At 67.9% G+C, this 13,527-nt stretch carries 12 protein-coding genes; 7 read left to right on the top strand and 5 right to left on the bottom strand.

Features of this window, described 5'->3' with window-relative positions; translation table 11 throughout:
• From AC5P7F_RS05730 to hemC, 3 genes are all read left to right on the top strand, one after another.
• Positions 1–1,044 carry a sensor histidine kinase gene (locus AC5P7F_RS05730; protein WP_414615637.1) on the top strand — a complete coding sequence of 348 codons (1,044 nt, stop codon included), beginning with the start codon at positions 1–3 and terminating at the stop codon, positions 1,042–1,044.
• 10 nt (positions 1,045–1,054) lie between these two features.
• The gene (locus tag AC5P7F_RS05725) at positions 1,055–1,786 is read left to right on the top strand and encodes a LytR/AlgR family response regulator transcription factor (RefSeq protein WP_014648511.1); all 732 of its coding nucleotides are present in this window, start codon (positions 1,055–1,057) and stop codon (positions 1,784–1,786) included.
• A 564-nt stretch (positions 1,787–2,350) separates the two neighbouring features.
• Positions 2,351–3,262, top strand: coding sequence for a hydroxymethylbilane synthase (hemC, locus tag AC5P7F_RS05720; protein WP_164077342.1), 912 nt, complete (start codon positions 2,351–2,353; stop codon positions 3,260–3,262).
• 116 nt (positions 3,263–3,378) lie between these two features.
• On the opposite strand, the gene AC5P7F_RS05715 is transcribed toward hemC, so the two are convergent.
• Both AC5P7F_RS05715 and AC5P7F_RS05710 read right to left on the bottom strand, forming a co-directional pair.
• Positions 3,379–4,155 (bottom strand): DUF481 domain-containing protein, encoded by a 777-nt coding sequence (locus tag AC5P7F_RS05715; RefSeq protein WP_032961276.1) that lies wholly within the window; start codon positions 4,153–4,155, stop codon positions 3,379–3,381.
• 106 nt (positions 4,156–4,261) lie between these two features.
• Positions 4,262–4,864, bottom strand: a complete 603-nt coding sequence (locus AC5P7F_RS05710) for a LolA-like protein (RefSeq protein WP_032961274.1) — start codon at positions 4,862–4,864, stop codon at positions 4,262–4,264.
• A gap of 81 nt (positions 4,865–4,945) precedes the next feature.
• Between AC5P7F_RS05710 and AC5P7F_RS05705 the strand changes: the two genes are divergently transcribed.
• Both AC5P7F_RS05705 and AC5P7F_RS05700 read left to right on the top strand, forming a co-directional pair.
• The gene (locus AC5P7F_RS05705) at positions 4,946–5,917 is read left to right on the top strand and encodes a helix-turn-helix transcriptional regulator (protein WP_014648507.1); all 972 of its coding nucleotides are present in this window, start codon (positions 4,946–4,948) and stop codon (positions 5,915–5,917) included.
• 25 nt (positions 5,918–5,942) lie between these two features.
• Entirely contained in the window at positions 5,943–6,737 is a 795-nt protein-coding gene (locus AC5P7F_RS05700; protein ID WP_014648506.1) for a MetQ/NlpA family ABC transporter substrate-binding protein, read from the top strand.
• Between the two features lie 136 nt (positions 6,738–6,873).
• On the opposite strand, the gene glpK is transcribed toward AC5P7F_RS05700, so the two are convergent.
• The 3 genes from glpK to AC5P7F_RS05685 form a co-directional block, all read right to left on the bottom strand.
• Entirely contained in the window at positions 6,874–8,373 is a 1,500-nt protein-coding gene (gene glpK / locus AC5P7F_RS05695) for a glycerol kinase GlpK (RefSeq protein WP_014648505.1), read from the bottom strand.
• Between the two features lie 105 nt (positions 8,374–8,478).
• Entirely contained in the window at positions 8,479–9,984 is a 1,506-nt protein-coding gene (gene glpD / locus AC5P7F_RS05690; protein WP_164077340.1) for a glycerol-3-phosphate dehydrogenase, read from the bottom strand.
• 246 nt (positions 9,985–10,230) lie between these two features.
• Positions 10,231–10,866, bottom strand: a complete 636-nt coding sequence (locus tag AC5P7F_RS05685) for an OmpW/AlkL family protein (RefSeq protein WP_014648503.1) — start codon at positions 10,864–10,866, stop codon at positions 10,231–10,233.
• A gap of 186 nt (positions 10,867–11,052) precedes the next feature.
• On the opposite strand from AC5P7F_RS05685, the gene AC5P7F_RS05680 reads away from it, so the two are divergent.
• On the top strand, positions 11,053–11,568 hold the full coding sequence (locus AC5P7F_RS05680; protein ID WP_134809325.1) for a DNA-deoxyinosine glycosylase: 516 nt from the start codon (positions 11,053–11,055) through the stop codon (positions 11,566–11,568).
• Positions 11,569–11,735: 167 nt separating this feature from the next.
• Positions 11,736–13,448 carry a dihydrolipoyllysine-residue acetyltransferase gene (gene aceF / locus AC5P7F_RS05675; protein WP_075077125.1) on the top strand — a complete coding sequence of 571 codons (1,713 nt, stop codon included), beginning with the start codon at positions 11,736–11,738 and terminating at the stop codon, positions 13,446–13,448.
• Positions 13,449–13,527: the final 79 nt, after the last annotated feature.

The following is a 13,527-nucleotide window of genomic DNA, read 5'->3' as shown; positions in this document are numbered from 1 at the left end:
ATGCCCCTGGCCAGCCCATCGCCGTGGATGCCGGAACTGTGCCGCCTGCCGCGGCTGGCGGCGATGCTGGGCCTGGCCGAGCTGGTGGTGGTGGTGCTGGCCCTGGCCCCGGATGGCAGCCGCCACTGGACCGTTGGCGAGCTGCTGTCGGCCAGCGGCTTCGCGCTGTGGCTGGCGCTGGCCGTGACCGCCAGCCTGTGCCTGCTGCGGCAGGCGCTGTCCAGGCTGCCGCAGGTGATGGGGGCGGTCGCTGCCATCGCACTGGCGGCCCTGATCGCGGTCGTCTGCGCCGGCATCGTGCACGCGCTGTACGCGGTGCTGGGTGACAGCTTCGCCAACGGCATCAGCTTCTGGCGCTTCACCCTCGGCAGCGCCGCCACCACCGCGCTGATCACCGCGCTGGCGCTGCGCTACTTCTATGTCAGCGACCGCTGGGCCGCGCAGGTGCAGGCCAATGCACGCGCCCAGGCCGATGCGCTGCAGGCGCGCATCCGCCCGCATTTCCTGTTCAACAGCATGAACCTCATCGCCAGCCTGCTGCATCGGGACCCGGCGGTGGCCGAGCGTGCCGTGCTCGACCTGTCCGATCTGTTCCGTGCTGCGCTCGGTGCAGGCGAGGGCGATTCCACCCTGCGCGACGAATGCGAACTGGCCGAGCGCTACCTGTCGATCGAATCGCTGCGCCTGGGCGAACGCCTGCAGGTGCGCTGGCAGCGTGACGAGCCGCTGCCGTGGGACCTGCCATTGCCAAGGCTGGTACTGCAGCCGCTGGTGGAAAACGCCGTGCTGCATGGCATTTCGCGCCTGCCCGAGGGCGGCACCATCGAGCTGCAGCTGCTGCGCGAGGGCAACGATCTGCAGATCCGCGTGCGCAATCCCGCGCCTGATCCGCAGGCGCCCGGGCTGGCCCTGGCGCGGGGGGCTGGCCATGCCCAGCACAGCATCGGCCATCGGCTGGCCTGGCGCTTTGGCAGTGCCGCGCGGATGACGGCTGGCTGGAGCGAGGGCTACTATGCCTGCCAGGTGACAGTGCCGATCCAGTGAGGGGACGATCGTGAGGGTAGTCATCGCCGATGACGAACCACTGGCGCGTGAGCGCCTGCGCAGCCTGTTGGCCGCACAGGACGGCGTGGACGTGGTGGCCGAGGCCGGCAACGGCGAGCAGGCCCTGCACGCGTGCGCGGAGCTGCAGCCGGACCTGGTCCTGCTTGACATCGCAATGCCTGGGCTGGACGGCCTGGAAGCAGCCCGCCACCTGGCCAGCTTCGAACCGCGGCCGGCGGTGGTGTTCTGCACTGCCTACGATGCGCATGCGCTGTCGGCCTTCGAAGCGGCAGCCATCGATTACCTGATGAAGCCGGTGCGCGCCGAACGCCTGGCAGCGGCGATTGCACGGGCACGCACGTTCCTGGCCGGTCGCGATGGCCAGCCGCAGGCGCACAGCGGGCAGCAGGCACGCAGCGTACTGTGCGCACGCCTGCGCGGCAGCCTGCGGCTGATTCCGCTGGACGACATCCACTACCTGCAGGCCGAAGAGAAGTACGTGGTGGTGCACCACGCGCGCGGCGAGGACCTGATCGAGGAATCGCTGAAGTCGCTGGAGGAAGAGTTCGCCAGCCGCTTCATCCGCATCCATCGCAACTGCCTGGTGGCGCGGCACGAGCTGGTGGAGCTGCGCCGCGGCTCCGGCGGGCAGGTGCAGGCGGTGCTGCGGCATGGCAGGCAGCCGCTGGAAGTCAGCCGCCGCTGTGTGGCGACGCTGAAGCAGGAACTGCGGCATCTGTGAGTGGTCCCGCGCGGCCTGCGGCCGCGACTGCTATGAAATCAACAGCAACAGCAACAGCGGGTCATGGCTCGTTGTTTCTACGTGCTGGGCCGGGCCGGGGTGGGGCGGCGGGACACGCTGCAAGTACATCCATGTAAGCTCGATGGCGCCATCCATGGCGCCAACGGTCCCGCCACCCCGCCCCGGCCCAACCCTCTCGTTTTTCCCGCGTCGGACGGCAAAGGCATTGTTGTTATCGGGTGGGGGGAGAGGGGTCAGATCCCTTTTCCTGCGGAAAAGGGATCTGACCCCGGAAGCCGTCGGCTGTTGCCTTTGCTTCTGCACTCTTTTTTTTGATCTTCCGTGGCTGGCGCACACGGAAACTGTCAGAGGCCGGGCGGGGTGGGTTCGCGGGGGTGTCCGCGGCATGGATGCCGCGGCCAAGCCTCCACGGACGGATTCACGGCGTCCCCCGCGAACCCACCCCGCCCGGCCAAGCGCGGCTGTTGCTTTCACGACCCCGCCGCCAGCCACGAGGGGCTCCGCCGTTGGCCGTATCCGCGCCGAAGGCGCGATAATGACCGGATGGAAACCGTCCGCATCGCCACCCGCAAGAGCCCGCTCGCCCTCTGGCAAAGCGAACACGTCGCCAACCGCCTGCGCCAGGCCCATCCCGGGCTGCATGTGGAACTGGTGCCGATGAGCACCCGCGGTGACGAGGTGCTCGACCGCTCGCTGGCCGCCATCGGTGGCAAGGGCCTGTTCCTGAAGGAGCTGGAGCTGGCCATGCTGCGCGGTGAGGCCGACTGCGCCGTGCACTCGCTGAAGGATGTGCCGATGGAACTGGACGAACCCTTCGCGCTGCCGGCGATGCTGACCCGCCACGATCCAGCCGATGGTTTCGTCTCCAACCTGTACGCCTCGCTGGACGCGCTGCCGATCGGTGCGCGGGTCGGCACCTCATCGCTGCGCCGCCAGGCCCAGCTGCGCGCGCTGCGCCCGGATCTGGAATTGCTGGACCTGCGCGGCAACGTCAACACCCGCCTGGCCAAGCTTGACAATGGTGGCTACGACGCCATCGTGCTGGCCGTGGCCGGCCTGGAGCGCCTGGGCCTGGGCGGGCGCATCGTCGCGCGCCTGCAGCCGCCGCAGTGGCTGCCGGCACCGGCGCAGGGCGCGGTGGCGGTGGAGTGCGACGGTGGCAATACGCGCCTGATGGCGCTGTTCGCCAGGCTTGATGACGCCGCTACCCGCGCCTGCGTGGAAGCCGAGCGGGCGATGAACCGCGCGCTGCATGGCAGCTGCCACGTGCCGGTGGCGGCCATCGCGCAGTGGCAGGGCGACGACCTGCACCTGCAGGGCCTGGTCGGCAGTGCCAGCGATGGTCGTGCGGTGCGCGCCGAGGCGGTGGGACCGGCCCGGGATCCGGAGGCGCTGGGCCAGCGCGTGGCGAAGATGCTGCTGGAAGCCGGTGCCGGCGAACTGCTGAACGTCTGAGCTACCGCCGGTAGTGCCGGCCGCTGGCCGGCAACCGCGTGCCCAGTTGAATGCAGTTGCCGGCCAGCGGCCGGCACTACCGGAAGAAGAACGGGCGCCCTGGGCGCCCGTTCTGCTTACTTGAACTTGTAGACCACGTTCATCGTGGTCAGCGTATCGGTCTTGCGCTTGTCCTCGGCCACGTCACTGTTGTAGCGCGCCTGCCAGCCGGCCTTCAGTGCCAGGTGCTCGTTCATGCTCACCGAGACACCGAAGTCGTTCTGGCCGAAGGTGTTGTACGAACCGGATTCGACCAGCAGCGTGTTGACCAGGTCGGTGTTGTCAGTCAGCGAATACTTCATGTCGAACAGGCCACGGCCGATCAGGCCGGTGCGGGTGCGGTCGTCCTCGGTGCTGTGGGTGCGGCGCACACCGGGGCCGATCTGCGCGTCGAACGAGAAGCGCTCGGTGTTCCACAGGCGGGTGCCGTAACCCAGACCGAACGAGCTCTGGCGGTCGTAGGTGGCGAAGTCGTCGCGTTCCGTACGCACCGTCGCGGTCAGCTGGCGGTGTTCGCCCAGCTGCAGCGCGCTGCCGGCACTGCCGGTGTAGCGGTTGGCGGTGGTGTTGTTGCGGCGGGTGGTGGTGCCGTCGTCGTTGGTTTCGGTCACCTTGGAGCTGGAGCGCAGGCCGAACAGGTCCATGCTGTGCACCCAGTCACCGTCGGTGTAGCGCAGGCGCAGGCGGCCGTTGAAGCTCTCGGTGCTGCTGTTGCCGCGTGCCGAGGCAAACCCGAGCTCGCCACCACTGCCGCTCCACGGCGAGGACATCGCCGCCAGTTCGGAGGCATCCTGTGCGTATGCGAGCGGCGCACACAGCAGCAGGGGGATCAGCAGGGACACGCGCAGGGACATCGAGGCTTCTCCGGAACGGTTGACAGCCGGTGATGATACTGGAAGCGTGATGGCGGTCCGAATCGATCCAATGCGCGCTTCAGCGAACGTTGGCGCGGTCGCCTATTCAGGGCAGATCGACGCGCACCTCAGGGTCGTTGAAGCGCGAATAGCGCAGGCGCAGCTGGAAGCTGCGGCCATTGCTGCTGCCGCTGCGTACGATCTGGCGTGGCAGGCCCTGGGCATCCACCCAGTACTCCAGGCGTTCGCCGGGCTGGGCACCGCGCAGCCGGTAGTGCCGGGTCTGCACCCCGTCCAGCGACTGGCTGCCGAGATCTTCGGCCTTCAGTTCGGCGGGCAGGGCATCGGCGGGCAGCGGGTTGCGCCATTGCTCGAGCAGGCCGGGCGGGGTCGGCACCTGGCGGATCGCGCCGTCGGCCTGCAGGAACATGGTGTCGCCGATGATGGTCTGCGGCCCCGCCGGCGTCTCCACCCGGAAACGATCGGGCGCGACGAAGTCCATGGCGCTGCGCACCGGCTGTGGTGCGCCCAGCACCTCCAGTTCGGCGTGGAAGCTGCGCAGGGCCGCGAAACGCTGGCTGGCGCCCAGCACCGCCTGCGTCGGATCGGCGACGGGTACCGGGGGCTCGGCGCCGGCCGGCGCCGGCGCGCGATCACAGGCGGCCAGCAGCAGGCAGGCCAGCAGGGACAGGGCAGGCAACCGGCGCATCGGGCATTCCATGAGGGTGGGGGCGACCACGATAGCCCAAACGTCCCACACAAGACCCGCGACTCGGACATAATCGGGGGTATGGACCGATACGAACGCATCACCGCCCTGCATCGTCTGCTCAAGTCCGCGCGCTATCCGGTGACGGTGGCGACCCTGCAGGACAAGCTCGGTTGTTCCCGCGCCACCGTCTACCGCGACCTGGCCTTCCTGCGCGATGCGCTGATGGCACCGATCGAGGGCGACGGCGAGGCGGGCTTCCGCTACCAGGCTGACGAGAGCGACCGTTTCGAGCTGCCCGGCCTGTGGCTCAGCTCGGAGGAGCTGCATGCCCTGCTGGCCTCGCAGCACCTGCTGGCGCGGACCGGCGGTGGTGTGCTGTCGTCGGTGCTGGCACCGCTGCAGCAACGCATCGAGAGCCTGCTGGCGGCCCAGGCCGGCGTGTCCAGCTGGCCGGTCGACCGCGTGCGGGTGATTCCGCACCGTGGCCGCAAGTTTGACGAAGGCAGCTTCCGCAGCGTCGCATCGGCCGTGCTGGAGCGCCGCCAGCTGGCGTTCGAGTACCGTGCCCGTTCCACCGACGAGCCGACCAAGCGCACCGTCTCGCCGCAGCGCCTGACCCACTATCGCGACAACTGGTACCTGGATGCCTGGGACCATGACCGCGACGCCCTGCGCAGTTTCGCGGTCGACCGCATCCACAAGGCGCGGGTGGTCGACAGCACCGCGCGCGACGTCGCCGACAGCGAGCTGGACGAGCAGCTCGGCGCCAGCTACGGCATCTTCTCTGGCGCGCCGAAGGGCTGGGCGACCATCCTGTTCAGCGCCAAGGCCGCGCGCTGGGTGGCCGACGAGCACTGGCATTCCAAGCAGCAGGGCCGCTTCCTGGCCGACGGCCGCTATGAGCTGAAGGTGCCGTACAGCGTCTCGCGCGAGCTGCTGATGGATGTGCTGCATTACGGCTCGGATGCCGAGATCGTCGAGCCCATGATGCTGCGCGAGCAGGCCAAGGCGTTGCTTGAGCTGGCCCTGAGCAACTACGAAAACTCCTGACACTCCCCCGAGAATTCAATCCCCCATGAAAAAGACCCTGTTGCTGCCCCTGCTCGCCGCTGCGCTGGCCCTGACCGCCTGCGGCAAGTCCGGCGAGCCCTCGCAGAAGCTGGTGGTGGCCGCCACGGCCGTGCCGCATGCCGAGATCCTCGAGGTGGTCAAGCCGATCCTCAAGCAGGAAGGCGTGGACCTGGACGTGCGGGTGTTCAATGACTACGTGCAGCCCAACGACCAGCTGGTGCAGAAGCAGGTGGATGCGAACTACTTCCAGACCGAGCCCTACCTGGATGCCTACAACCGCGACCGCAAGACCGACCTGGTGAAGGTGATCGGCGTGCACATCGAGCCGTTCGGTGCGTACTCGCGCAAGGTCAAGTCGCTGGCCGAGCTGCGCGAAGGCGCCGACGTGGTGATCCCGAACGACCCGAGCAACAACAGCCGCGCGCTGATCCTGCTGCACAAGGCCGGCGTGATCGAGCTGAAGGACCCGACCAACGCACTGGCGACCCAGCGCGACATCATCGCCAATCCGAAGAACCTGAAGTTCCGCGAGCTGGACTCGGCGATGCTGCCGCGCGTGCTGGACCAGGTCGACCTGGCCCTGATCAATACCAACTACGCGCTGGACGCAGGCCTCAACCCGACCCAGGATGCGCTGGCGATCGAGAGCAAGGACTCGCCGTACGTGAATTTCCTGGTCGCGCGCCCGGACAACAAGGACGACGCCCGCGTGCAGAAGCTGGCCAAGGCCCTGACCAGCCCGCAGGTGAAGGCGTTCATCGAGACCAAGTACAAGGGCGCGGTGCTGCCGGCGTTCTGACGCCAGCGCCCATTCGCCTGTAGAGCCGAGCCTATGCTCGGCTCTGCTTTTTGCGGTATCCCGCCAGCAGCAGCCGAGCATGGCTCGGCTCTACAGTGTCACTCCACGTGCCGCAGCAGGGCAGGGCATTGCCATTTCAATCGACGTGGAAGGCGAGGGTGGCGGCCACCGCCTGCTGCCATCCCGCATACAGTTTCTCGCGCCGGGCCACCTCCATCCGTGGCTCGAAGCGCCGGTCCAGGCCCCATTGCGCGGCGATCTGTTCGCGGCTGTTCCAGAACCCCACTGCCAGGCCGGCCAGATAGGCCGCACCCAGCGCGGTGGTCTCGGTCAGTCGCGGCCGCAGCAGCGGCACACCGAGAATGTCGGCCTGGAAACCGGCCAGGAAGTCGTTGCCGATCGCACCGCCATCAGCGCGCAGCTCGGTCAGCGCGATACCCGCATCGGACTGCATCGCATCGAGTACATCGCGGGTCTGGTAGGCCATCGCTTCCAGCGCGGCGCGCACGAAGTGCGCCTTGCGGGTGCCACGGGTCAGGCCGAACATCGCACCGCGCACATCACTGCGCCAATAGGGCGCGCCGAGGCCGACGAACGCCGGCACCAGGTAGGCGCCGCCACTGTCGGGCACCTGCGCAGCCAGCGCCTGGCTGTCGCTGGCGCGTTCGATCATGCGTAGTCCATCGCGCAGCCACTGCACCACCGAGCCGGCGATGAAGATCGAACCCTCCAGCGCGTACTCCACGCGGCCGTCCAGGCCCCAGGCAATGGTGGTCAGCAGGCCGTTGCGCGACCGCACCGCCTGCGCGCCGGTGTGCATCAACATGAAGCAACCGGTGCCATAGGTGTTCTTGACCATGCCCGGCTGGAAACAAGCCTGGCCGAACAGCGCCGCCTGCTGGTCACCGGCGATGCCGGCGATGGGGATCGGATGGTCGAAGAAGAACTGCGGCCGGGTGTGTGCGTACACCGCGCTGGAGTCGCGCACCTGCGGCAGCATCGCGCGCGGAATGTCGAGCAGGGCCAGCAGGTCGTCATCCCAGTCCAGCGTGTGGATGTTGAACAGCAGCGTGCGTGCCGCATTGCTGTAGTCAGTCACATGTGCCTGGCCACCGCTGAGGTTCCACACCAGCCAGCTGTCGATGGTGCCGAACAGCAGCTCACCACGTTCGGCGCGCTGCTGCGCACCATCCACGTGGTCGAGGATCCAGCGCACCTTGGTCGCGGAGAAATAGGCGTCGATCAGCAGCCCGGTCCGCTCGCGGATCAGTGCTTCATGCCCCTCCGATTTCAGCCGCTCGCAGATGGCGTGGCTCTGCCGCGATTGCCAGACGATGGCGTTGTGGATCGGCTGGCCGGTGGCACGGTCCCAGACCACGGTGGTTTCGCGCTGGTTGGTGATGCCCAGCGCGGCGATATGGCGTGGGTCGATCTGCCCGCGGCTGAGCAGTTCGGTCAATGTGGCATAGACGCTGGTAAGGATCTCGCGGGGGTCATGCTCGACCCAGCCGGGCTGCGGGAAGATCTGCGCGAACTCGCGCTGCGCGCTGCCGACGATGTCGCCGGCGCGGTCGAACAGGATCGCGCGCGAACTGGTGGTGCCCTGGTCGATGGCCAGCACGTAGCGGGGCGTCATGCAGCGTCTCCAATGGCGATGGGGAAATCCTAATGCATCGATCGCGTCGCGCGCGGCTGCCCTGGTAGCTGCCAACCTGGGTTGGCACACGTGGCATCACGGGGGTCAGAGCCCTTTCCGTGGGAAAGGGATCCGACCCTCCATCCATGCCTGCAGCCGTGCCACCTGCGCAGCATCCAGGCGCAACCCCAGCTTGCTCCGGCGCCACAGGATATCGTCGGTGTCACACGCCCACTCGCGTTCGCGCAGGAAGTCCACTTCGCGTGCATGCAGGCCACCGCCGAAGTCCTCGCCCAGATCGTGCAGGCCGTGTACACCCTGCAGCAGTTCCGCGCCGCGACTGCCATAGGCCCCGGCCCAGCGTCGCGCGATACCTGCGGGCAACCACGGTGCCAGCGCCAGCAGGCGCGAGCACGCCTGTGCGGCGTCGCCCCAGTCGCTGCCCGGCAGCGGGTCTCCGCGCGCCGTCCAGGCCGGTCCCATCTGTGGCAGGGCAGGGCGCAGCAGGTCCAGTGCCTCCTCGGCCAGCACCCGGTAGGTGGTCAGCTTGCCGCCCAGTACATGCAGCGCCGGTGCCGGGTCCACCTGCACCTGCAGGCGGTAGTCGCGGCTCAGCTGCGCTGCGCGCGGATCCGGGTCGGCCAGCAATGGACGGACACCGGCGAACGCCCAGACCACCTCGTCCGGGGCGATGGGGTCACGCAGGTAGCGATTGGCCGCTTCGCACAGGTAGGTCACCTCGGAAGGCAGCACGCTGCAGCGCGCCGGGTCACCGCGATAGTCGGTATCGGTGGTGCCCACCAGCAGGTGGTCGTGGGCGAAAGGCAGCAGGAACACCACCCGCCCGTCGGGCTGCTGCAGCAGGCAGGCGCTGTCATCGGGCCAGGGCCTGCGCAGCACGATGTGGCTGCCCTGCACCAGGCGCAGCGCAGGGCCGCCGCTGCGCGCCTGCATCCGTTCCAGCAGGCCCCCGGCCCACGGGCCCGCCGCATTGACCACGGCGCGGGCATTCACGGGGTGCCGCTGGCCATCGGCGGATTCCAGAACGGCCCGCCACCGGCCCTGCACGGGGTGCAGGTCGATGCAGCGGCTGCGCACCTGCACCTGTGCGCCCCGCTGCGCGGCATCCAGGGCGTTGAGCAGTACCAGCCGCGCGTCATCGACCTGCGCATCGGCGTAGCTGAAGGCCTGCCGCAGCGCCGGGGAGAGCCACTGGCCGAGCGGATCGTGTTGCAGTTCCAGTGCGCGTGACGCGGGGAAGGCGGGGCTGCGCCGGCCCAGATGGTCGTACAGCCACAGCCCCGCGCGCAGCATCCAGCGCGGGCGCAGGTGCGGTTCCCACGGCAGGACGAAGCGCAGCGGATGGACCAGATGGGGCGCCTGCCGGCGCACCACCTCGCGTTCGCCCAGCGCCTTGCGCACCAGCCCGAACTCGCCCTGCTCCAGGTAGCGCAGGCCGCCGTGGATCAGCTTGCTGCTGGCGCTGGAGGTGTGCGCGGCCAGGTCATGCTGTTCGCACAGCAGCACGCGCAGGCCGCGACCGCTGGCGTCACGGGCGATGCCGGCGCCATTGATGCCGCCACCGATCACCAGCAGGTCGACGTCGTCCATCGTGTCTCCGCGTCCTGTGTCTGTAGAGCCGAGCCGCGCCACCCTTGACCGTGGGCGCCATTGAACGTAACGCATCGCAATGCGCGCGGAGCCCGCCGCTCGACTCGGAATAGGGGGCTTGGCTCGACTCTACAAAAAAGCAGCCGAGCATGGGCTCGGCTCTACACGCGGAACGCGGGTGACGGAAACGACGACGGGCCCCGAAGGGCCCGTCGCGTTGCATCAGTGAAGCAGGTGCTGCCTGGATCAGAAGCGGGCGCCGATGCCGAAGCCGACGGTCCACGGATCCATCTTGGCTTCGCCGATCTTCTCGCCGCCGACCTTGATGTCCGGGCGGGCGCGCATGTAGCGGGCGTCAGCGCGGGCGAACCAGGTGGAGTTGATGTTCATGTCGACGCCGACGGTGCCGATCACGCCCTTGGCATCCTTGAAGCGGATGTCGGTGTCAGCGCCGTTGCCCAGCTTCTCGTTGCTGAAGCTCGACTGGTAGTAGCCCACGCCCACGAACGGGCGGAACACGTTGTCAGCCTGGCCGAAGTGGTACTGGCCGCTCAGCGCGACCGGCTGCTGCTCGACCGAACCCAGGCGGGCGTTGTTCGGGCCCTTGAACTTGTTGTCGAACTTGTCGGCAGCGCCCCACAGCTCAACGGCCCAGTTGTCGTTGATGTAGTAGCTGAAGCTGACGGTCGGCGCCGGGCCACCGTCGGTCTTCTTCACGCCGGTGATCGGGTCGTTCTTCGGCTCCAGCAGCGAGATGCCGCCAACAACGGCAAAATGCTTGCCCGAAGCGGTATCGGTGGTGCTGCTGTCCTGGGCGAAAGCGGCCGGCGCGAAGGCGGCGGAGGTCAGCAGGGCGAGACTCAGGATACGGATGGAGCGCATGGGGGTATCTCCTAATGTTTCTTGTTTTGGGCCCCCGGTTGCGGGGCGAGCACACCGTAGTCGCCCCAACATGAATCGAATCCGACGCACGTTAAAAAATAGTTTTCCTTGTTCAGCGACGGGTGCGGAATGCCTTTATTCATGGCGTTTTCTGCTCTCGCCGACATTCATGCAGTTGGAGAAGATGTGAGCGCAGCAACGTTGTGCATTGGCCTGCCAGCGCAGGTGAACGTGGGATGCCGGGTGCTGCTGCTGGGCTCGATGCCAGGCGTGGCATCCCTGCAGGAGCAGCGCTACTACGCGCATCCTCGCAACCGCTTCTGGCCGCTGATGGCCGATATCTGCGGTTTCGACGCGGATCTGCCCTATGCGCAACGGCTGCAGGCGTTGAAGGCCGCAGGCATCGGCCTGTGGGATGTGATCGGGCGCTGCGAGCGGCGCGGCAGCCTGGATGCGGACATCGTGCGTGGCACGGAAGTGGCCAATGCACTGCCGGAACTGATCGCCACGTTGCCTGAGCTGACGCTGATCGGCTGCAATGGCGGCGCGTCATTGCAGGCATTCCAGCGCTGGGTGTTGCCGCGGCTGGAGGCCCCGCCGAAGGTGGTCGCGCTGCCGTCGACCAGCCCTGCCAATGCGGCGTGGTCGTTGCCGCGCCTGCGCCAGGCCTGGCAGCCGGTGGCCGACGCGCGGGCGACATGAAGCGGACATCGCCTGGACAATACGCTACCGACTGGTCGCGCACCCGACCCATGGGCAACAGCCTGTCCCGGCTGCGTGCGTACTGAAAACACCTGTAACGGTTGGCGCTGGACCCCGCTGGCCGCACAATAGACGTTTCCCTACACCAGATTGCCGGAGTTATCCCCATGGCCGAAATCAAGGAAGCACTTGTCCCCGATATCGGTGACTACAGCGATATCCCGGTAATCGAGGTGCTTGTCGCCGTCGGCGACACGGTCAAGAAGGACCAGGGCCTGGTGACGCTGGAAAGCGACAAGGCGACCATGGAAGTGCCGTCCTCGGTGGCGGGCGTGGTCAAGGAGCTCAAGGTCAAAGTGGGCGACAGCCTGTCCGAAGGCAAGGTCGTGGCCCTGATCGAAGTGGCCGAAGGCGAAGCCGAAGCCGCCAAGCCGGCCGCACCGGCACCGGCACCGGCCAAGGCCGCTGCCCCGGCTGCCGCCACCCAGAGCGCGCCGGCCGCAGCTGCGCCGGCCGCTCCGGCTGCCAGCGGTGGTGCGGTTGAAGCCCTGGTGCCGGACATCGGCGACTACGCCGGCATTCCGGTCATCGAAGTGCTGGTCGCCGTGGGCGATACGGTCAAGAAGGACCAGGGCCTGGTCACGCTGGAAAGCGACAAGGCCACCATGGAAGTGCCGTCGTCTGTGGCCGGCGTGGTCAAGGAGATCAAGGTCAAGGTGGGCGACAATCTGTCGCAAGGCGACGTGGTTGCCATCATCGAAGCCGAGGGCGCTGCCGCGCCGGCGCCGACCAAGGCCGCTGCTGCTGCCGCTCCGGCGGCCGCAGAGACCGCCACCAAGGTCGAGCCGGTCGCTGTGCCGGCGCAGCCGGACAAGCTGGCGGCCCGCGAGATCGCCTCGGCCGGTACCCCGTCCAGCCCGCCGGTGCAGTTCAATGCCGATGGCGTGCTGCCGGCCAAGGTGCCGTACGCCACCCCGGCGGTGCGCGTGTTCGCCCGCGAGCTGGGCGTGGACCTGCTGCAGATCAACGGCACCGAGAAGGGTGGCCGCATCACCAAGGGTGACGTACAGAAGTTCGTCAAGGCCGCGCTCAGCGGTGGCGTGCCGGCCGCTGCCGGTGGCGCCGTCGCCGCTGGTGGTGGCCTGAACCTGCTGCCGTGGCCGAAGGTCGACTTCAGCAAGTTCGGCGAGACCGAAGTCCAGCCGCTGTCGCGCATCAAGAAGATCTCCGGTGCGAACCTGGCCCGCAACTGGGCCATGATCCCGCACGTCACCCAGTTCGAGCAGGCCGACATCACCGACCTGGAAGGCCTGCGCGTGGCGTTGAACAAGGAGAACGAGAAGGCCGGCATCAAGCTGACCATGCTCGCCTTCCTGATCAAGGCCAGCGCCGCAGCGCTGAAGAAGTTCCCGGAATTCAACGCCTCGCTCGATGCCAGCGGTGAAAACCTGACCCTGAAGAAGTACTTCCACATCGGTTTCGCCGCCGACACGCCGAACGGCCTGGTCGTGCCGGTCATCCGCGACGTGGACAAGAAGGGTGTGGTGCAGATCGCGCAGGAAACCGGCGAACTGGCCAAGAAGGCACGCGACGGCAAGCTGGGCCCGGCGGACATGAGCGGCGGCTGCTTCTCGATCAGCTCGTTGGGCGGCATCGGCGGCACCGCGTTCACCCCGATCGTCAACGCACCGGAAGTGGCCATCCTCGGCGTCTCCAAGTCGTCCATCCAGCCGGTCTGGAACGGCAAGGAATTCGCACCGAAGCTGATGCTGCCGCTGTCGCTGAGCTACGACCACCGCGTCATCGACGGCGCACTGGCCGCACGCTTCACCACGTACCTGTCGCAGGTACTGGCCGACATGCGCCGCGTGCTGCTGTAAGGCACCGCTTCGCCCCCACCGTGCGGCCGCAGCCCCTGGCGCGGCCGCGTGAACAGATGCAGTGACAGCCCGCCGGCGC

Source organism: Stenotrophomonas sp. YJH_SMC_105-26, assembly GCF_059368915.1.
This window is presented reverse-complemented; position numbering and strand designations above follow the sequence as displayed.

What these genes read in the sequence shown, in the direction of transcription:
- AC5P7F_RS05705 (WP_014648507.1), top strand. Translation starts at nt 4,946, where the DNA reads ATGGACCGATACGAACGCATCACCGCCCTGCATCGTCTGCTCAAGTCC.
- AC5P7F_RS05700 (WP_014648506.1), top strand. Translation starts at nt 5,943, where the DNA reads ATGAAAAAGACCCTGTTGCTGCCCCTGCTCGCCGCTGCGCTGGCCCTG.
- AC5P7F_RS05685 (WP_014648503.1), bottom strand. Translation starts at nt 10,866, where the DNA reads ATGCGCTCCATCCGTATCCTGAGTCTCGCCCTGCTGACCTCCGCCGCC.
- glpD (WP_164077340.1), bottom strand. Translation starts at nt 9,984, where the DNA reads ATGGACGACGTCGACCTGCTGGTGATCGGTGGCGGCATCAATGGCGCC.
- AC5P7F_RS05710 (WP_032961274.1), bottom strand. Translation starts at nt 4,864, where the DNA reads ATGCGCCGGTTGCCTGCCCTGTCCCTGCTGGCCTGCCTGCTGCTGGCC.
- glpK (WP_014648505.1), bottom strand. Translation starts at nt 8,373, where the DNA reads ATGACGCCCCGCTACGTGCTGGCCATCGACCAGGGCACCACCAGTTCG.
- aceF (WP_075077125.1), top strand. Translation starts at nt 11,736, where the DNA reads ATGGCCGAAATCAAGGAAGCACTTGTCCCCGATATCGGTGACTACAGC.
- hemC (WP_164077342.1), top strand. Translation starts at nt 2,351, where the DNA reads ATGGAAACCGTCCGCATCGCCACCCGCAAGAGCCCGCTCGCCCTCTGG.
- AC5P7F_RS05730 (WP_414615637.1), top strand. Translation starts at nt 1, where the DNA reads ATGCCCCTGGCCAGCCCATCGCCGTGGATGCCGGAACTGTGCCGCCTG.
- AC5P7F_RS05715 (WP_032961276.1), bottom strand. Translation starts at nt 4,155, where the DNA reads ATGTCCCTGCGCGTGTCCCTGCTGATCCCCCTGCTGCTGTGTGCGCCG.